The following is an 18,893-nucleotide window of genomic DNA, read 5'->3' as shown; positions in this document are numbered from 1 at the left end:
TTCGGCTGGGTTTTTTATTGCCGTTTTTTGTTACTACTTAGCTTTGTACGAGTCGTCGATGGCGATGAATGCTCATCAAGATACCAGCCCCAAACCCAAGCGTGACAAGGGCTGTGCCGCCATAGCTAAGGAGCGGGAGGGGGACGCCTACTACGGGTAGGAGTCCAGTGACCATGCCGATATTGACAAAGGCATAGGTGAAAAAGATCATGCTGATAGCGCCTCCCAAGAGGCGCGTAAACAAAGTAGGTGCATTGACTGAGATCGCCAAGCCACGCTTAATCAGTGCAAAAAAGAGTAGGATCAAAAGAACATTGCCAAGAAATCCAAACTCTTCAGCAAAAACGGCAAACACAAAGTCAGTATGTTTTTCAGGAATAAACTCCAAATGAGATTGAGTTCCTTCGCGCCAGCCTTTGCCAAAAAACCCACCAGCACCAACCGCAATGACGGCCTGAATGGTATGAAAGCCCTTTCCAAGGGGATCGCTTGATGGGTCTAGCAATGTACAAACCCTATTTTTTTGATACTCCCGAATCAATGGCCAATTGACGTCAGGAGCACAAATGCTGCCACTAAATACAACTAGTAAAAGAATCGCAATTGTGCCAATCGCCACCACAGGAATGATCCAACGCCAAGGAAGGCCCGCCAAAATAATCACATAAAGGCCAGAGGCAAGCACCAACAAAGAGGTTCCTAAATCAGGTTGACGGGCAATCAAAAATACTGGTAAGGCCAACAATAGCGCTGCCACTAAATAATCAAACCCCGAACGAATGCCCTCGCGTTTCTGGAAATACCAGGCGAGCATCAGCGGTACCGCGATCTTCATGATCTCGGATGGCTGAATCACAATACCAACATTAATCCAGCGCCTTGCCCCCTTTTTAACCAATCCAAAAAGAGCAACAGCAATTAGCAGAGCAATGCCAATGCCGTATACCCAAATCGCAGCTATCTCTAGCCATTTGGGCGGAATCTGTGAAACCAGCCACATAATCACAAAGGCAATTAGCAGGTTGCGGACCTGATCGATAAGCGCTACGGGCGTTCCCTGGCCTGCCGATAAAAAGACAAAGAAACTAATTAGGGCAAGGGCTAAGAAAATGAGGCCCAGACGAGGATCAAAACCACTAAAGGCTTGCGAGAGTAATAATTTGAGTCGGACTAAGGCACTCTTTTCCATTCCGGAATCTCCTTAGGCCATTTACCATCGATGTAGTAATCAAGTGCTTTACGAGCAATCGGCGCGGCTTGCGTAGAGCCAAAGCCCGCATTTTCAACGATCATTGCAATGGCAATTTTGGGTTTGTCGTTAGGCGCGTATGCCACGAATAAAGCATGGTCGCGCAGAAACTCAGGGGTTGAGGCATGGTTATACTTTTTTGAGTTCAAACTGAAGACTTGGGCCGTTCCCGTTTTGCCACCGGAGGTGTAGGCCGCGCCACGGAATGATGCTGCTGATGTACCCGTTTTATTGGTTTCCGCCATTGCCTTTTTGATGATTTCAACATTTTCGGGTTTGAGGGTAATGCGATAACTTTCTTTGGGTGTTGTGAGTTCTTTTTGGCGTGTAAATGGATCTTCAATCGCCTTTGCAATGTGAGGCTTCATCACGACACCGTAGTTGAGCATATTGGCGAGTCCGTGCGCTAATTGCAAAATCGTAAACGCGTTATATCCCTGCCCAATTCCGAGTGAGATGGTTTCGCCTTCGAACCACTTTTGTTGTTCAGGCTTCTTAAAAGCAGTTTTTTTCCATTCCGTCGACGGTAATACGCCTTTTGCTTCTCCTTCCAGGTCAATTCCTGTAAGCTGACCAAAGCCAAATGGCTTCATAAAATCATGCATCATGTTGACGCCCATGTCGCGCGCTAACAGGTAGTAGTAGGTATCGCAAGACTCCACTAGAGATTTCTCCATATTCACCATCCCATGACCACCCACCTTAATATCACGAAAGGTATTATTGCCAAATGTAAAAAACCCTGGATCGGCAATCGCATCTTCAGGCTTGCGCTTATTGAGCTCAAGGGCCGCGAGTGCCATAAAGGGCTTATAGGTTGATGCGGGAGGATAAATTCCTTTCAAAGGTCGGTTATAGAGCGGCTTTTCCTTGGATTCATTCAATTCCTTCCAAGTCACAGGATCAATGCCTTCGACAAAATCATTGGGATTGAAATTCGGTTTTGAAACGAAGGCGAGAATATCGCCCGTTTCAGGTTCAATGGCGACAAATGCCCCACGATAGTTACCGTAAAGCTGTTCAACCAAGGCTTGCAATTTAATGTCAATCGAGAGAATGACGTTTTTGCCAGGGATGGATGGCCTACTTGATAGAGTGCGCACAGGCTTGCCACCAGCGGTGATTTCAACCTCGTCGTAGCCTGGAACGCCGCGTAAGACCCTTTCATACGTTTGTTCAATGCCAATCTTCCCAACATATTGAATGCCAGGCAAGAACGCGCCTTGAAGCGCATAAGGGTCTTGACTGCCTTTCGTAGCCTCAAGCTCATTTTGCATCCGCTCCTTATCTTTTTGTGAGACTCGCCCAATGTATCCAATCAGATGGGAGGCTAATTCGTTGTATGGGTATTCACGAAAATTACGTGCACTGACATCGACACCCGGAAAGCGATAGCGATTTGCTAGAAATCGAGCCATCTCAGCTTCAGTCAACATGGAGCGTAATGGAAAAGTACCCATGTTTCGAGAATCTTCCAAGGCGCGCTTAAAGTTGCGACGATCTCTTGGGCTAATCTGAATAATCTCAGATAGTTGATTAATTAAATCATCAACATTTCCTTTAATTTGAGAGGCGTCCACCTCTAGCGTTAGCGCTGAATAATTACGTCCAATCACAATGCCATTGCGATCAATCAGTAAGCCACGATTAGCGGGAACTGGGACAATCGCAATCCGATTACTCTCAGCAAGCGTTGAATATTGCTGGTGACTAACAATTTGTAACCAAAATAAGCGGACGACGAGTAAGCCAAAACAGACGCCTACGAAGATGATTGCGATCCGCGCTCGCTCCTGAAACGAATAGAGATCGGGTTTTTTAATTGAGGACATGCAGCTTATAGAGGTCGATGTGGGTCGACATCAATCGGTCGTCGTTGCGGCAAGAGTAAAAGATAGCTGGCGAGAGGCCAAAGCAAGGCCTCAATGGCCGCTTGGATAAGGCTTGTAAGCCCCCACCAATAGATTTGCTCATTTAGAGCCCAAAGCACAAGGACTGGAAAAACAGACACTAAAGCAAAGATAGGAAATACATTCAGGATTTGAGTGGTCACAGGCAAAGCAGTGATGCGGTGATGCCAGGCAATTGCAATGTATGCCACCAGAGAGTAACTAAAGGCATGAACCCCGAGCAAGTCCCCGCTATGAATATCCATCACCAATCCAAATACAAATGCGGTAATCACGCCAACAAAGCGATGCTGATGAATATTCCAAAATACAATGCAAATAATGAGCCAGTCTGGAACCCACGCATGATTGCCCCACGGTAAAAAATTCAGCAACAGCGCGATGACTAAGCTAAAGTAAATGAAGGGTGGCTTGACTGGACGAAGAATGTAGCCGCTCTGATAATCAATCATAACTGGCCCTTTGGTCGCGTTTGTCGTCGACCGGTCGATGACGGTGCATTACTGTTAGACGCTGGCTTTGCGTCTAACTGCGGATCGTAGATTAAGGCAAGTGCTTGGAGGTGACGATTGACCTCAGCAATCGGACTACAGAAGACATTTGCTGAGTTTTGATCAAGGTTGCGCTCGATCTTGGTAATTACTGCCACCGCAAACCCTGGGGGATATACCCCATCAACCCCTGACGTTAAAAGAATGTCGCCCACTTCCAGATCGCTGGCTACGGGTAAGTAACGGAGTTGCAATAATTGACCACGTCCGCTTCCAACCACCGCAGCGCGAAGCCCATTGCGAGCGACAAGAACGGGGACTGCAAAATCACGATCTTCCAATAAAGATACTTCGGCCGAATTGTCATACAGACGAACCACTTGACCGAGAATGCCCATGTCATTGGCAATGGGTGAGCCTAATCGAAGGCCTTGGTTTTCACCCCGATTGATCACGACGCGTTGTGAGACGGGGTTGGGTGGATTAAATAAAATTTCCACAGGGACAGTTTTGAACGCCACCTTTTTTTGTAAATCTAAGAGGCTGCGAAGATTTTGATTTTCAATCGCCAGAAGTGCGGATTGATTGGCTAGCAGGGAGAGTTCTGCTTGTCGTAACTTGAGAGCCTCATTTTCTTTTTCAAGCGTGCTGCGACTTGTTAAATAGTCACTACCTCCTGAAATCATCGAGCCAGGCAGGAGCATTAGCTGCTCCAATGGACGTAGAACAACGCTGACTTGATTGCGAATAAAGTCCAGCGATTTGATCTGAAAATCAATAATCATCAGTGCCAGGCTAATTACAAGGCACGCAATTAATTTGGCAAGCGCTGGAATGCCTTGCTTGAAAAGTGGTGGGGCGCTATATTGCACAGCCCGCTCCGGCGCTTAGCCGCTTATTCTTGTGAGAACACTCCACCTAATTTATCCATGCGCTCTAATGCAATGCCGCAACCACGAGCAACACAGGTCAAAGGATCTTCTGCGACATGGATTGGCAAGCCTGTTTCTTCCATCAAAAGGCGATCGAGGTCACGTAGCAAGGCACCACCGCCAGTGAGCATAACGCCGCGTTCAGCAATATCGGCAGCTAGCTCAGGCGGAGTTTGCTCAAGAGCTGCTTTTACCGCTGTCACAATTTGATTGAGTGGATCAGTTAATGCTTCTAGGATCTCATTGCTGGTCACAGTAAAGCTACGGGGAATACCTTCTGAGATATTGCGACCTTTGATTTCTAGCTCTTTAACTTCTGCACCCGGGAAGGCTGAACCGATTGCTTTTTTAACTGCTTCAGCCGTTTGTTCGCCAATCAGCATCCCATAGTTGCGTCGGATGTAATTCGTAATTGCTTCATCGAACTTATCTCCACCAACCCGAACCGAACCTTTGTAAACGACGCCACCTAAGGACATCACACCCACTTCGGTGGTTCCGCCACCGATGTCAACCACCATGGATCCCGCAGCTTCAGAAACTGGCAGCCCTGCACCAATGGCAGCTGCCATTGGCTCTTCAATCAGAAATACTTGAGAAGCTCCTGCACCTAAAGCTGACTCACGAATCGCACGACGCTCAACCTGTGTTGAACCGCAGGGCACACAAATAATGATTCGAGGGCTGGGTTTTAATAGCTTGCTCTCGTGAACCATTTTGATAAATTGCTTGAGCATTTGTTCGGTAATGGTGAAATCTGCAATCACACCATCTTTCATAGGGCGAATTGCTTCGATGTTTCCAGGCACTCGACCCAACATGCTTTTTGCTTCACGACCCACCGCCAAAATGGTTTTTTTGGCATTTGGGCCACCCTCTTGGCGGATCGCAACCACCGAGGGCTCATCAAGCACAATGCCCTTATCACGCATGTAAATTAAGGTGTTTGCGGTACCTAGATCAATGGCTAGGTCATTGGAAAAATAGCTACGAAAGAGACCAAACATAATGTAAGTGGGAAAATAGAAATATTAATTAGCTCAAAGATGAAATGATACTCTAGCACCCCATGGATATAAATGAAGTTCACCGTATAGCGAAGCTCTCGCGCCTGGAGTTAAGCGCCTCAGAAGCCGAGGCAGTGCTGCCACAATTAGAGGCCGTTTTTGCTCTCGTCGAACAAATGCAAGCGGTCAATACTGAGCAGATTGAGCCTTTGCCCCACCCCATTTTGTTTATAGAAGATTTGGCTCAGCCTTTGAGGGCCGACGCATGCACCGAGGCAAATACGCGGGAACAGAATATGGCGAACGCACCCGCCCAAGCCGAGGGTTACTTTTTGGTCCCGAGGGTGATCGAATGAATTGGCAGCACCAAACCCTAAAAAGCTTATCTAAGTCATTGATTAGTAAGGAAATATCCAGCCTAGAGTTATGTGAATTTTTTCTGAGGCGGATGACAAAATATCAGCATCTAAATGCCTACCTTGATGTTTTGCCAGATCAGACGCGAGCGCAGGCCAGACGTGCTGATCAGTTGATATCACAAGGGGTTATTGGCCCCTTAACCGGAATCCCGATTGCCCATAAAGATGTCTTTGTTACCAAAGAATGGGCCACCACTGCCGCCTCAAAAATGTTGGCAGGCTATAAAAGCCCTTTTGATGCAGCCGTGGTGGCAAGTTTGGGCTTGCCAGACGCAGATAATCCAAAGGCTGCAGGAATGGTGTGCCTAGGCAAAACCAATATGGATGAATTTGCAATGGGTTCCTCCAATGAGAACTCAGCATTTGGGCCGGCACTTAATCCTTGGAATACACAGCGGGTTGCTGGTGGTTCTTCAGGCGGCTCAGCGGTCGCAGTTGCCGCAGGTTTGGCGCCGATTGCGACGGGAACCGATACCGGTGGATCGATCCGCCAGCCCGCTGCTTTTTGTGGCCTGACCGGCATCAAGCCAACCTATGGACGTGTTTCACGATACGGCATGATTGCTTACGCCTCCTCATTGGATCAGGCGGGCCCAATTGGAAAAACTGCCGAGGATTGCGCCCTATTACTAAGCGCGATGTCGACGCACGATCCGCGCGATTCAACATCCCTTGCTGATAGCGGCGAAGACTATGGGCGTTTTCTCAATCAAGCTTGGTCGGGCGAAGATTCTAAAAAACCCTTAACTGGTCTAAGAATTGGTTTGCCAAAAGAATTCTTTGCCGAAGGCCTTTCGCACGATGTAGCGCAAGCGGTTCTAGCTGCTAAAGAGGTGCTTCAGTCTTTGGGCGCTGCTGTTTGCGAAGTGAGTTTGCCTAAAACTAAGCTATCAATCCCAGTGTATTACGTTTTAGCTCCCGCTGAAGCGTCGAGTAACTTGAGTCGTTACGACGGGGTGCGTTATGGTCATCGCGCGAGCGAGTACTCTGATTTATTAGAGATGTATCAACGTTCCCGTAGTGAGGGTTTTGGTGCGGAAGTGAAGCGACGGATCTTAATTGGTAGTTATGTCTTATCGCACGGTTATTACGACGCTTACTATCTGCAAGCCCAGAAGATTCGTCGCATCATCGCAGCAGATTTTGCACAGGCCTTTACTCAGTGTGATGTGATTTTGGGGCCAGTAGCTCCAGATGTTGCTTGGGGTCTGGGTGAAAAGACGAAAGATCCCTTACAGATGTACCTTGAGGATATATACACTTTGTCAGCGAATTTGGCGGGCTTGCCAGCGATGAGTGCGCCCTGCGGATTCTCAAGCGCTGGATTGCCAATTGGTATGCAATTGATTGGAAATTATTTCTCTGAGGCTCGACTATTGCAAGTTGCGCACCAGTATCAGCAAGCAAGCGATTGGCATTTGCGCAGACCCGAAGGGATTGCATGATGAAGTGGGAAATTGTCATCGGACTTGAAACGCATACGCAACTGTTAACCCATTCCAAGATATTTAGTGGGGCGAGTACGCAATTTGGGGCTCAGCCAAATACGCAAGCATGTGCAGTTGATTTAGCGTTACCGGGAGTATTACCCGTTCTTAATCGTCAAGCAGTTGAGCACGCGATTCGCTTTGGCTTGGCGATTGGTGCCCAGATTTCTCCGCGCAGTATTTTTGCCCGTAAAAATTATTTTTATCCTGATCTGCCTAAAGGCTATCAAATCAGTCAATATGAGATACCAGTAGTCGTCGGTGGACAAATTGAAATCGTTGTCGATGGCCAGACAAAGGTGGTTGAGTTAACGCGAGCCCACTTAGAGGAAGATGCTGGTAAATCCGTTCACGAGAACTTTGTTGGCCCTCATGGCGAACCAGCTAGCGGGATTGATTTAAATAGAGCCGGCACTCCTCTTTTAGAAATTGTCACTGAGCCCGTAATGCGCAGTGCTGCTGAGGCGGTTGCTTATGCCAAAGCTCTTCATGCCTTAGTGGTGTGGTTAGGGGTATGCGATGGCAATATGCAAGAAGGCTCGTTTCGATGCGATGCCAATGTATCGGTGCGGCCCATGGGACAGAGTGAATTCGGGACGCGTTGCGAGATTAAGAATTTAAATTCCTTCCGATTCTTAGAGGAGGCCATTCAGTATGAAGTGCGTCGCCAAATTGAATTGATTGAAGATGGTGGTACGGTCATTCAGGAGACACGTTTATATGACCCTGATCTTCAGGAAACGCGCAGCATGCGCAGTAAAGAAGATGCACAAGATTATCGGTATTTCCCTGACCCTGATTTATTACCGCTCGTCATTCATTCGGATTGGATTGAAGAAATTCGTGCTGGTATGCCAGCTTTACCAACGACGCTACGCGCCCAGTGGCAATCTGAATATGGACTAAGCCCTTACGATAGTCAAATCCTCAGCCAGGATCGCGCCACAGCCGATTTATTTATTGAGCTAGTCCGTCGTTTAGGCGCAAAACATGCAAAGACCATTGCGAACTTCATTGCAGGTGATTTGGCCTCGGCGTTAAATCGCTCGAATTTATCTGTTCATGAATTACCAATTGATATTGCTCAGATCGAGGCGCTACTTAATCGTTCTTTAGACGGAACGATTTCCAACAAGATTGCAAAAGAGATATTCATCTTCATTTGGGAAGATGCGCTTGCCAATAAACCGGCTATCTCAATTGATGAAATCATTGAGCAACGGGGATTAAAGCAAATTACCGATATTGGCGCCCTTGAGGCGCTTATTGATGGGGTATTGCAGGCCAATGCAAAATCCGTTGAGGAGTTTAAGTCTGGCAAAGAGAAAGCCTTTAATGCCTTAATTGGGCAGGTGATGAAAGCCTCGCAAGGTAAAGCAAACCCTCAGCAACTCAATGAGTTACTGCGCAAGAAATTACAAAGTGGATAGGAAAGAAATGAGTGCTCCAGAACTTAGTCAGGATGAACAAGAAGCCTTAGTGGCCCAATGGCTAAAAGCTTGCCCAGGTTTTTTTGAGCGCCATGCTGAGGTGTTGCAAGAGGTTCGCCTAAAAGATCCCAATAGCGATCGAGCCATCTCCTTGCAAGAGCGGCAAATGCATTTGTTACGTTCACAAAATCAAGAACTCAACTCCCGGTTAAATGAAATGCTGCGTTTTGGCAGTCGCAATGACAAGACCCAAGTAGCAATGGTTGCTTGGTTACAAAAGCTGATTGAAGCGCAAGATAGCCAGCAAGTAAATAGCGCAATTGAAAGTGGCCTTTCCTCTGTCTTTGAGGTCGAGGTTTGTAAAGTATTGCCAATCGATTCTGCGTTTGAGGCATTGCTAGAACGCCCCATTTGCCAGTCCTTCGTGAAATGCCCAGATGTATTTAAAGAAAAGCTAGCCCATTTACAGGCCGATGATGATTGGCAGAGCGTTGCGATATTAGCAATACCATTGGAGCAAAATCGCTTTGCTGGCTTAGCCCTTCTTAGTAAAGACGGTGAACGTTTTACAGAGGATATGGGCGTGTTTTATTTAAGACAAATTGCTGGTTTGGCTGCAGCAGCGTTGCGGCGGGTTGCCGGTTAAGCTCAAGATAAGTAAACGATTGTGGACACTCTCTCGGCAAAGATCGAGGCTTACCTAAATAACTTGCATGTTGTGCGGCAATTATCAGTTCATACGATTAAAGCGTATCGCGCCGATTTAAAAATTCTCTGCGAGAGTGCGCAAGCCGAGAAGTGTGCGATCGATCAAATAAATCATGCGCTCATTCGTCGTTGGACTGCAACCCTTCATGCGAAGGGATTGTCTGCGCGATCGATTGCTCGGGTTTTATCAGCATGGCGCGGTTTTTATGACTGGCTCCTGTTGGAATGTAAAGGTCAGCTCGAACTAGGATCAAATCCGGTTGCTGATATCAAGGCTCCCAAACGCAGTAAGTTACTGCCAAAGGCATTATCGGTAGAACAAGCACTAGCCCTCATTGAGTTTGCTGCCAAGGAGGCGGCTGAAAACGACAATTGGGAACTGAGTCGTGATCATGCTTTGATCGAACTTTTGTACTCATCAGGCTTGCGCCTCTCAGAGCTCCTAGGCTTAGATAGTGAGCCCAGTCGAGATTCTTTGGGTTGGATTGATTGGACTACAAGTGAGGTTTCGGTTCTTGGTAAGGGCAATAAGCGCAGAACCATTCCAGTTGGAAAGCCCGCCATGGCAGCATTGCAGCGTTGGAAATCGCAACGCGCATTATTAACGCTGCAGCATGAGCAGGCTTTATTTGTATCCATTCAGGGTAAGCGTCTTGCGCCACGAACCGTTCAGGCCCGTTTGCGATCAATGGCTATTCGTGCCGGTTTGCCGACTCATGTGCACCCACACATGATGCGCCACAGCTTTGCCAGCCATGTTCTGCAATCGTCCCATGACTTGCGAGCCGTACAAGAAATGTTAGGCCATGCCAGTATTGCCAGTACGCAAATTTATACTGCGTTGGATTTTCAGCATCTAGCAAAAGCCTATGACAATGCTCACCCCCGCGCCAAAGTGAAGAGTAATAAAGCGTGAACTACAACATCATCCTTGAGGCCGGAAAAGAGCGGCCCATTGTGCGCAGGCACCCTTGGGTCTATGGCACTGCAATCAAGCGGGTTGATGGAAAGCCAAAAGCGGGCGCAACAGTTCAGATCCTTAGTCAAGATGGTCGTTGGATTGCTAAGGGAGCCTACAGTCCGCTCTCGAAGATCCGTGTGCGCGTTTGGTCATGGAATGAAACCGAAGCCATCGATCATGCCTTCTTCAAGCGCAAAATTAGTACCGCAATACAGCATCGGCAGCAATGGATAAAAGGCACAAATGCAATTCGATTAATTGCTGGCGAGGCCGATGGATTGCCTGGTCTGATTGTTGACCAATATGACTGCGTAATTGTTTGTCAATTTCTAAGTGCAGGTGTGGAATATTGGCGAGATGCCATCATCAGCGCCTTACAAGAGCAAACCCAGTGCTCTTTGATGGTCGAGCGATCGGATGCTGCAGTGCGAGCCCGAGAGGGATTAGCTGAGCAGAGTGGTATTTTGTCTGGCGAGCATGATGGAGAGCTCATTTTGGTCAATGAGCATGGGGTTCAGTATGGAATCGATGTGCTAGAAGGTCATAAGACCGGTTTTTATATTGATCAGCGAGATAACCGCAAGCTGGTGTCTGGGCTCGCAAGCAATCGCCGGGTGCTCAATATGTTTTGCTACACCGGCGGCTTCTCTTTGGCGGCTTTGCAAGGAGGGGCAAAGAGCGTTATGTCGGTTGATTCATCGGGGGATGCCCTAGCGTTGGCGCAGCGTCAAATGGCAATGAATGGCTATTCTCCGGAATTGGCCACTTGGCATGATGCCGATGCCTTTTCTACCCTTCGAGAATTACGAAGCGCCCAAGAAAAATTTGACTTAATCGTCTTGGATCCCCCAAAGTTTGCCCCATCGGCTCAGCATCTCGAGCGTGCCCTAAAAGCTTATAAAGAGATTAATCGTGCCGCCTTGCAATTGCTCAACCCGGGCGGTCTGCTATTCACATTTTCCTGCTCGGGCGCTGTTAGCCCCCAGCATTTTGAGCAAATGATCACCTCATCCGTGAATGAGGCCATGGCACATATGCAAGATCATGGAACAAGCTACCGGGTCATGCGGCGTTTGGCGGCGGGATTGGATCACCCGGTTCTGGCTAGTTTTCCGGAAGGGGAGTATCTCAAGGGATTGCTGCTCCAGCGTACCCAATAATCGGTAAGATAGCTCTTTATCCATTCTTTTTAGAAATGACATCACGATGGCATTAATACCAGTAACGATTCTCACGGGATTTTTAGGCAGCGGCAAGACCACTTTGTTAAAGCATATTTTGACCGGTGAGCATGGCAAGAAAATTGCGGTGATTGAAAACGAGTTTGGTGAAGAGAATATCGATAACGATATTTTGGTTCAAGATACGCAAGAGCAAATTGTGCAAATGAGCAATGGCTGTGTCTGTTGTTCAATTCGCGGCGATTTGGTTGAAGCATTAAATCAGCTATGGGAGCAGCGCAAGAGTAAAAAAATTCAGTTTGACCAGGTTGTCATTGAAACGACTGGTGTGGCAAATCCTGGTCCGGTTGCGCAAACGTTTTTTATTGATGATGACATTGCGAATCATTACGTGTTAGATGCCGTTGTTACGCTGGTCGATGCTAAGCACGGACAGAAACAACTCAACGAGCACGAGGAAGTGCAGCGCCAAGTTGGCTTTGCCGATCGCATCTTTATTACTAAAACAGACCTTGCAGGCCCAGAAGAAATTGCGGCTCTAAAAAATCGGTTGATGCATATGAACCCGAGAGCACCTATCCAAACAATTACAAAGGGTGTTGTGCCGCTCGATTCCGTCTTGGATTTGCGGGGATTTAATTTAAACGCGAAGCTTGATATTGACCCCCATTTTTTGGAAGAGGATGATCACGACCATAGCGAGTGCGGTCATGATCACCACCATGATCATGAGCATCACCATGACCATGGCCACAATCATCACAATCACCATGGTCATACCGATCGGATTCAATCATTTGTTTTTAAGAGCGACAAACCCTTTGATCACCGCAAGTTAGAGGACTTCTTAGGAGGGGTCTTGTCTGTGTTTGGGGAGAAGATGTTGCGCTACAAAGGCGTCTTGTATGTGAAGGGCTCGGCCCGCAAAGTGGTTCTTCAGGGCGTTCATGAAATGATGGGTAGTGATTTGGCTGGCCCATGGGGGGCGGAGCCCAAACAAACTCGGATGGTATTTATTGGGATTGATCTACCAAAAGATACTTTGCTGGCCGGATTAGAAGGCTGCTTGGCTAACTAATTGAATTAATTGAATTACTGTACAATGCGCCGCCACGGTTGCATTTAAAAAGCCATTGAAACTTTTATAGAAAGCGTAATAATGCACCCTTGAAAGTGCAATTAAGTAACTTTTAGTAGTAACCCTGATTGGCGATTTTGCTCTAGGGTTTAAGGTGTTGATTATTTGGAACGAAGGAAAAACGATGACGACAAAAGAAGCGAGTACCAAAGCGAAGTCTGCTGAGTCCAGCAAGAAAGCTTCTGGATCGTCCGCTAAGGGCGCCCCCCTAACTGAGGCTGAATTACTAAAAATGTCTGAAAAGGACTATATGAATGCCGCTCAGTTGGAGTTCTTTCGCTCCAAATTGCAGACGCTCAAAGAGGATATTTTGAAGCACGCGAGCGAAACAACCGAGCACTTACGTGAAAACATACTGGTCCCCGATCCTGCTGATCGGGCGACGATTGAAGAGGAGCACGCGTTAGAGCTTCGAACCCGGGATCGTGAGCGTAAGCTCTTAAAGAAAGTTGAGCAAGCGTTGGCAAGGATTGAGTCGGGTGACTATGGATGGTGCGAAGAAACCGGTGAGGCGATTGGCTTATCGCGCCTAATTGCCCGTCCAACCGCTAATCTCTCACTCGAGGCTCAAGAGCGTCGTGAGCTGCGCCAAAAGTTATTTGGTGAATAGGATTTCTATTCATCATGACTAAAGCAGTACCAACACTCGCTGACATCCCCCCATTATTGAAGGCCGAGATTCTGGCCGAGGCCTTGCCTTATATTCGGCAATACCATGGCAAAACCATTGTGATTAAGTACGGCGGCAACGCCATGGTTGAAGAGCGTCTCAAAGAGAGTTTTGCGCGCGATGTGATTTTGCTAAAACTAGTTGGTATGAACCCTGTTGTCGTTCATGGTGGCGGCCCTCAAATTGATGAGGCCCTCAAGAAAATTGGTAAGACCGGCACCTTTATTCAGGGAATGCGGGTTACGGATGAGGAGACCATGGAAGTGGTTGAGTGGGTGTTGGGCGGCGAAGTGCAGCAGGACATCGTGATGTTAATTAATCATTTTGGCGGTCAAGCGGTTGGTCTAACTGGCAAAGATGGCGGTTTGATTCATGCCAAGAAAATGATGGTGCCTAATGAGCAAACCCCCTCTGGTGCCCCAATCGATCTCGGCTTTGTCGGTGAAATCGAATCGATTAATCCGGCCGTGGTGAAAGCCTTACAAGATGACGCCTTTATTCCCGTAATTTCACCGATTGGCTTTAGTGAAGAGGGTCAGGCCTACAACATCAACGCGGACCTAGTTGCGGGCAAAATGGCTGAAATCCTCAAAGCTGAGAAATTGGTGATGATGACCAACATACCGGGCGTCATGGATAAATCAGGTAAGCTCTTGACCGATTTAAGTGCGCGCGAGATCGATGCGCTCTTTGCAGACGGTACGATTTCAGGGGGCATGCTACCCAAAATTTCATCTGCGTTAGATGCCGCCAAGAGCGGCGTCAACTCGGTTCATATTATTGATGGGCGTATTGAGCACTCTCTACTCTTAGAAATTCTGACCGAACAAGCTTTTGGTACCATGATACGTTCTAGATAAAAAATAAATCATGAACAGTAGCGGTAGCCCCCTTCATCAAGAATCAGCTTCTGAGGTTAGCGGGGGCGATACCAAGACGCGTAAGCGCCCACGCCCGGGCGAGCGTCGTTTACAAATTCTGCAAATTTTGGCCGAGATGTTGCAAAACCCAAGTGGGGATCGCGTCACCACAGCCGCTTTGGCTGCCAAGATTGGTGTTTCAGAGGCTGCTCTCTATCGACATTTTGCTAGTAAGGCGCAAATGTTTGAGGGATTAATAGCATTTATCGAGCAAACCATTTTTGGACTGATTAATCAGATCAATCAAAAAGAGGAATTGGGCATTGCACAAGTGAAGGGGATGGTGCAAATGCTCTTGGTTTTTGCTGAGAAAAATCCTGGTATGGTGCGCGTTTTATTGGGCGACGCATTGCTGCAGGAAGACGAGCGGCTACAAGAGCGTATCAATCAAGTTTTGGATCGCGTCGAAACATCCTTAAAGCAATCATTGCGGATTGCACAGAGTCAACATCAGGATGGAGCTGTTACCGATACGGCTGGCTTGCAGTCTGCGCTTCTGATGAGTTATGTGGTTGGTCGCTGGCATCGCTTTGCTCGAAGTGGTTTTAAGAAGTTACCCAGCGAAGGAATTGAGCCAAGCCTACGAATTCTGCTGACTGCATGAGTGAGTTGTATCTTTCAAAGAAAACCTATCATTTTGATGCACCGCTGAGGTTGCAAAGCGGGGCTAGCATTGGTCAATACGATTTAGTCGTTGAGACTTATGGACGGCTGAATGTAAATGCAAGCAATGCGGTTCTAATTTGCCATGCGCTCAATGCATCGCATCACGTTGCAGGCATTGATCCAGACAGTGCCAATGAGTTGGGTTGGTGGGACAACATGGTTGGACCTGGCAAGCCAGTCGATACCAATCACTTTTTTGTGATTGGGGTAAATAATCTAGGCTCATGTTTTGGCTCAACGGGCCCGATGAGCATTAACCCACAAACCAATGAACCCTATGGGGCTCGCTTTCCAGTGCTCACCGTTGAGGATTGGGTTAACGCACAAGCACGTTTAGCCGATCAGATGGGGATTGAGAAGTTTGCGGCGGTTATGGGGGGCAGTTTAGGTGGTATGCAGGCCATGTCATGGGCGATCCAATATCCAGAGCGTGTTGCCCATTGTGTGGTTATTGCCTCGACGCCAAAGCTTAGTGCACAAAATATCGCATTTAATGAGGTTGCGCGCAATGCAATTTTGTCAGACCCTGATTTTTATGGCGGCGATTATTACAAGCATGGCGTCGTTCCCAAGCGAGGCTTGCGCTTAGCGCGGATGGTGGGACATATTACTTATCTATCAGACGATGATATGGCTGAAAAGTTTGGGCGTGATTTGCAGCGCTTAGCTGGCGCGCCAGACGAATATCGTTTTAGTTTTGATGTGGAGTTTGCCGTTGAGAGTTATTTGCGGCATCAGGGCGATAAGTTCTCGGGATATTTTGATGCCAATACGTATTTGCTAATTACGCGTGCGCTAGACTATTTTGATCCAGCAAAACGTCATCAGGGGGACTTGAGTCAAGCCCTAGCGCATGCTCAAGCTAAATTTTTAGTCATCAGTTTTTCAACGGACTGGCGGTTTTCACCTGATCGTAGTCGCGAAATCGTGCAAGCTCTACTCAACAACAAAGCAGATGTGAGCTATGCTGAAATTGATGCACCGCATGGACATGATGCATTCTTACTTAATGATGAGCGCTACCATCGCCTAGTGCGAGCCTATTTTGCGACGATGGCGGGGGCGCAATGCAATTAAGATCTGATTTTGATGCGATCGCTAATTGGGTTGAAACGAACAGCTCTTTACTAGACTTGGGTTGTGGTGATGGATCGTTCCTCGAGTTCATTCGTACAAAGCGTCAAGCGATTACTTATGGTGTTGAAATTAAAGATAGCGCGGTATTGGCGTGTGTGGAAAAGGGCTTAAACGTAATCCAGCAGGATTTAGAAGGTGGTTTAGCGCTTTTCAAGGATCAAAGCTTTGATACTGTTGTGCTGTCTCAAACTCTACAGACGATCCATCAAACCGAGCGAATCTTGCGTGAGGTGGTGCGGGTTGGAAAGCAATGCGTTGTATCTTTCCCAAACTTTGGACACTGGTCACACCGCTATGCAGTCGCGCTTGGTCGCATGCCTGTTTCGAAATCCTTGCCCTATGAGTGGTTCAATACCCCCAATGTACGAGTTCTGACCATTGCTGATTTTGAAGCCTTGGCACACAAATTAGGAATTGAGATTTTGGGGCGGGTTGTTTTGCATCATGGCAAGACAGTCCACTGGTTACCTAATTTATTTGGTAGCTTAGCAATCTACCGCGTGCGTGGAGCCAAATAGCATTCGCTCGTGGTTCAGTGATTTACGGGTCTATTTTGAGTGGCCTAGTATTCGTATTTTCTTTTTAGGATTCTCGGCCGGTCTTCCACTTCTCTTAGTATTGGGCACCTTAAGTTTTCGTTTAAGGGAGCTTGGCATTGATCGCAGCACCATTGGCTATTTATCGTGGGTGGGTCTGTTCTATGCTGGTAAATGGCTCTGGGCTCCCTTAGTGGACCGGGTACCAATTCCTGGGGTTACAAAATACTTAGGGCGTCGGCGCAGTTGGTTGCTATTCGCTCAAGCGCTCATCATGATTGGTCTAGTCGGTATGGCCATGAACGATCCTAAACAAGATTTACAGATCATTATTTGGTTTGCATTGTTGGTTGCCTTTGCTTCAGCCACACAAGATATTGCACTGGATGCCTTTCGGATCGAGTCGGCCAAGCCAGAGTACCAGGCTGCTTTAGCAGCGAGTTATCAAACGGGCTATCGCTTAGCCATGATTTGGGCAGGAGCTGGAGCATTGTGGCTGGCGGCCCGTGCTGAAGAAAGCACCAGCCTCTACTTTGCCAACGCTTGGCAATTTGCGTATTTGGTAATGGCATTGTCGATGGGCGTTGGTGTGATCACCACTTTACTAAGCCCTGAGCCCCAAATGGTTCAGCTACCCAAAGCGCGTACCACAGGCGAGTGGTTGCACCAAACCCTGATTCAGCCATTTGCAGATTTTATTGGCCGCTACCGCTGGCATGCTCTTTTGATTCTGGCACTGATTGCGGTCTACCGCATCAGTGATGTTGTGATGGGGATTATGGCGAACCCGTTTTATGTGGATATGGGCTATACCAAGGATGAGGTGGCGGCAGTCACTAAAGTATTTGGGGTCATCATGACCCTATTGGGCGCATTTATTGGTGGGGTTCTGGCGCTGCGTTTTGGAGTGATGCGCATTCTGTTTTTAGGAGCCATTCTCTCGGCGGCCAGCAATTTTCTTTTTGCATGGCTCAGTACGCGAGGCCATGATCTGACCGGTTTAGTTTGGGTGATCTCAGCCGATAATCTGAGCTCCGGCATTGCGTCAGCTGCGTTTATCGCCTACCTTTCTTCATTAACCAATGTGCAATATTCAGCAACGCAATACGCATTATTTAGTTCGATGATGCTGTTGCTGCCAAAATGGCTGGCAGGATTTTCTGGGGTGTATGTCGATCGCTTTGGCTATGAGAGCTTTTTTATTTCAACCGCATTGATTGGTATCCCAGTACTCATCTTGATTGGAATCGCGATTCGGATGCAGGCTAAAGTTTCCAGTCATATTCAATCGTAAGCGGCGCATGGTCTGAGAAGCGCTGTTTTTTATAAACACTCGCCTTCTTAGCGGATTTGCCAAACTCTGGTGTGGCGATTTGATAATCAATGCGCCATCCAACATTATTGGTATACGCTTGGCCGCGCTGACTCCACCAGGTATAACAAGTGTCACTCGCATGAGGCTCGAGATGTCGATAGACGTCCATATAGCCTTCTTCGGTAAACAGTCTGGTTAGCCAAGCGCGCTCTTCCGGTAAGAACCCAGAATTTTTTAAATTACCTTTCCAGTTTTTAAGATCAATCTCTTGATGCGCAATGTTGACATCCCCGCACAAAACAATTTGCCGCCCTTTGTTTCGAAGTTTGATGAGGTGGGGTAAAAACGCATCTAGAAAACGAAATTTAGCCTCTTGTCGTTCAGGAGAACTTGAGCCAGAAGGCATGTAGACCGAGACCACTGACAGGGAGCCTATCGAGATCTCGACATAGCGCCCTTCGGCATCAAATTCAGGGTTACCAAAACCAATTTGTAAGTCATCGATGGGATGAGGGGTGAAGATCCCGGCGCCACTATACCCTTTTTTCTCGGCGTAATGGAAATAGGTATTTAGTCCATCGGGTGAGAGGATTGTGCTTTCTAGGTCAGCTTCTTGAGCCTTGAGTTCTTGGACACAGATAAAATCAGCACGCTGATCCTGCATCCACTCCATAAAGCCTTTTTTGGCTGCTGAGCGAATACCATTGAGATTGGCAGAAATGATGCGTAACATACA

At 47.6% G+C, this 18,893-nt stretch carries 19 protein-coding genes; 13 read left to right on the top strand and 6 right to left on the bottom strand.

The window, feature by feature from the left end; genetic code table 11:
* Positions 1-37: 37 nt before the first annotated feature.
* From rodA to QUE62_RS08930, 5 genes are read right to left on the bottom strand one after another with little or no spacing between them, the layout of a single operon-like run.
* A complete protein-coding gene (gene rodA, locus QUE62_RS08950) occupies positions 38-1,189 on the bottom strand; it encodes a rod shape-determining protein RodA (RefSeq protein ID WP_286225391.1) in 1,152 nt (383 codons plus the stop codon).
* Positions 1,171-3,081 (bottom strand): penicillin-binding protein 2, encoded by a 1,911-nt coding sequence (gene mrdA, locus QUE62_RS08945; protein ID WP_286226786.1) that lies wholly within the window; start codon positions 3,079-3,081, stop codon positions 1,171-1,173. The genes rodA and mrdA overlap by 19 nt, the downstream gene beginning before the upstream one ends.
* A 5-nt stretch (positions 3,082-3,086) precedes the next feature.
* The gene (mreD, locus tag QUE62_RS08940) at positions 3,087-3,611 is read right to left on the bottom strand and encodes a rod shape-determining protein MreD (protein ID WP_286261617.1); all 525 of its coding nucleotides are present in this window, start codon (positions 3,609-3,611) and stop codon (positions 3,087-3,089) included.
* Positions 3,608-4,522, bottom strand: a complete 915-nt coding sequence (mreC, locus tag QUE62_RS08935; RefSeq protein WP_286223685.1) for a rod shape-determining protein MreC — start codon at positions 4,520-4,522, stop codon at positions 3,608-3,610. Before mreC ends, mreD begins: the two co-directional genes overlap by 4 nt.
* Before the next feature lie 23 nt (positions 4,523-4,545).
* The gene (locus QUE62_RS08930) at positions 4,546-5,589 is read right to left on the bottom strand and encodes a rod shape-determining protein (RefSeq protein ID WP_286261615.1); all 1,044 of its coding nucleotides are present in this window, start codon (positions 5,587-5,589) and stop codon (positions 4,546-4,548) included.
* Between the two features lie 62 nt (positions 5,590-5,651).
* Here QUE62_RS08930 and gatC point away from each other — a divergent pair, with 62 nt between their 5' ends.
* The 13 genes from gatC to QUE62_RS08865 all read left to right on the top strand — a co-directional run bounded on the left by gatC (position 5,652) and on the right by QUE62_RS08865 (position 18,136).
* Positions 5,652-5,945 (top strand): Asp-tRNA(Asn)/Glu-tRNA(Gln) amidotransferase subunit GatC, encoded by a 294-nt coding sequence (gene gatC / locus QUE62_RS08925; protein ID WP_286223684.1) that lies wholly within the window; start codon positions 5,652-5,654, stop codon positions 5,943-5,945.
* Entirely contained in the window at positions 5,942-7,453 is a 1,512-nt protein-coding gene (gene gatA, locus QUE62_RS08920) for an Asp-tRNA(Asn)/Glu-tRNA(Gln) amidotransferase subunit GatA (protein ID WP_286261613.1), read from the top strand. The genes gatC and gatA overlap by 4 nt, the downstream gene beginning before the upstream one ends.
* On the top strand, positions 7,450-8,925 hold the full coding sequence (gene gatB, locus QUE62_RS08915; protein WP_286261611.1) for an Asp-tRNA(Asn)/Glu-tRNA(Gln) amidotransferase subunit GatB: 1,476 nt from the start codon (positions 7,450-7,452) through the stop codon (positions 8,923-8,925). The genes gatA and gatB overlap by 4 nt, the downstream gene beginning before the upstream one ends.
* 7 nt (positions 8,926-8,932) lie before the next feature.
* Positions 8,933-9,571: a DUF484 family protein gene (locus QUE62_RS08910; RefSeq protein WP_286261610.1), complete on the top strand. Its 639-nt coding sequence runs from the start codon at positions 8,933-8,935 to the stop codon at positions 9,569-9,571.
* A gap of 21 nt (positions 9,572-9,592) precedes the next feature.
* On the top strand, positions 9,593-10,549 hold the full coding sequence (gene xerC / locus QUE62_RS08905; RefSeq protein ID WP_286261608.1) for a tyrosine recombinase XerC: 957 nt from the start codon (positions 9,593-9,595) through the stop codon (positions 10,547-10,549).
* Positions 10,546-11,754: a class I SAM-dependent rRNA methyltransferase gene (locus tag QUE62_RS08900; protein WP_286261606.1), complete on the top strand. Its 1,209-nt coding sequence runs from the start codon at positions 10,546-10,548 to the stop codon at positions 11,752-11,754. The genes xerC and QUE62_RS08900 overlap by 4 nt, the downstream gene beginning before the upstream one ends.
* Positions 11,755-11,800: 46 nt before the next feature.
* Positions 11,801-12,853: a CobW family GTP-binding protein gene (locus tag QUE62_RS08895; protein ID WP_286223678.1), complete on the top strand. Its 1,053-nt coding sequence runs from the start codon at positions 11,801-11,803 to the stop codon at positions 12,851-12,853.
* A 184-nt stretch (positions 12,854-13,037) separates the two neighbouring features.
* Entirely contained in the window at positions 13,038-13,523 is a 486-nt protein-coding gene (dksA, locus tag QUE62_RS08890; RefSeq protein WP_286223677.1) for an RNA polymerase-binding protein DksA, read from the top strand.
* Between the two features lie 14 nt (positions 13,524-13,537).
* Entirely contained in the window at positions 13,538-14,443 is a 906-nt protein-coding gene (gene argB, locus QUE62_RS08885) for an acetylglutamate kinase (RefSeq protein WP_108509220.1), read from the top strand.
* A 10-nt stretch (positions 14,444-14,453) separates the two neighbouring features.
* Positions 14,454-15,107 (top strand): nucleoid occlusion factor SlmA, encoded by a 654-nt coding sequence (gene slmA, locus QUE62_RS08880; protein ID WP_286223676.1) that lies wholly within the window; start codon positions 14,454-14,456, stop codon positions 15,105-15,107.
* Positions 15,104-16,246 carry a homoserine O-succinyltransferase MetX gene (metX, locus tag QUE62_RS08875; protein ID WP_286226779.1) on the top strand — a complete coding sequence of 381 codons (1,143 nt, stop codon included), beginning with the start codon at positions 15,104-15,106 and terminating at the stop codon, positions 16,244-16,246. The genes slmA and metX overlap by 4 nt, the downstream gene beginning before the upstream one ends.
* Entirely contained in the window at positions 16,237-16,824 is a 588-nt protein-coding gene (metW, locus tag QUE62_RS08870; RefSeq protein ID WP_286223674.1) for a methionine biosynthesis protein MetW, read from the top strand. Before metX ends, metW begins: the two co-directional genes overlap by 10 nt.
* Complete coding sequence (locus QUE62_RS08865; RefSeq protein ID WP_286223673.1) at positions 16,811-18,136, top strand: AmpG family muropeptide MFS transporter; 1,326 nt, start codon at positions 16,811-16,813, stop codon at positions 18,134-18,136. Before metW ends, QUE62_RS08865 begins: the two co-directional genes overlap by 14 nt.
* On the opposite strand, the gene QUE62_RS08860 is transcribed toward QUE62_RS08865, so the two are convergent.
* Positions 18,108-18,890 carry an exodeoxyribonuclease III gene (locus QUE62_RS08860; protein WP_286261604.1) on the bottom strand — a complete coding sequence of 261 codons (783 nt, stop codon included), beginning with the start codon at positions 18,888-18,890 and terminating at the stop codon, positions 18,108-18,110. The two genes, QUE62_RS08865 and QUE62_RS08860, sit on opposite strands and share 29 nt — an antisense overlap.
* Positions 18,891-18,893 lie beyond the last annotated feature (3 nt).

The sequence above is a fragment of the Polynucleobacter sp. HIN9 genome (assembly GCF_030297635.1).
Taxonomy (GTDB): Bacteria; Pseudomonadota; Gammaproteobacteria; order Burkholderiales; family Burkholderiaceae; genus Polynucleobacter.
Note: the sequence above shows the minus strand (reverse complement) of the source record. Positions and strands in the feature narration are given on the sequence as shown.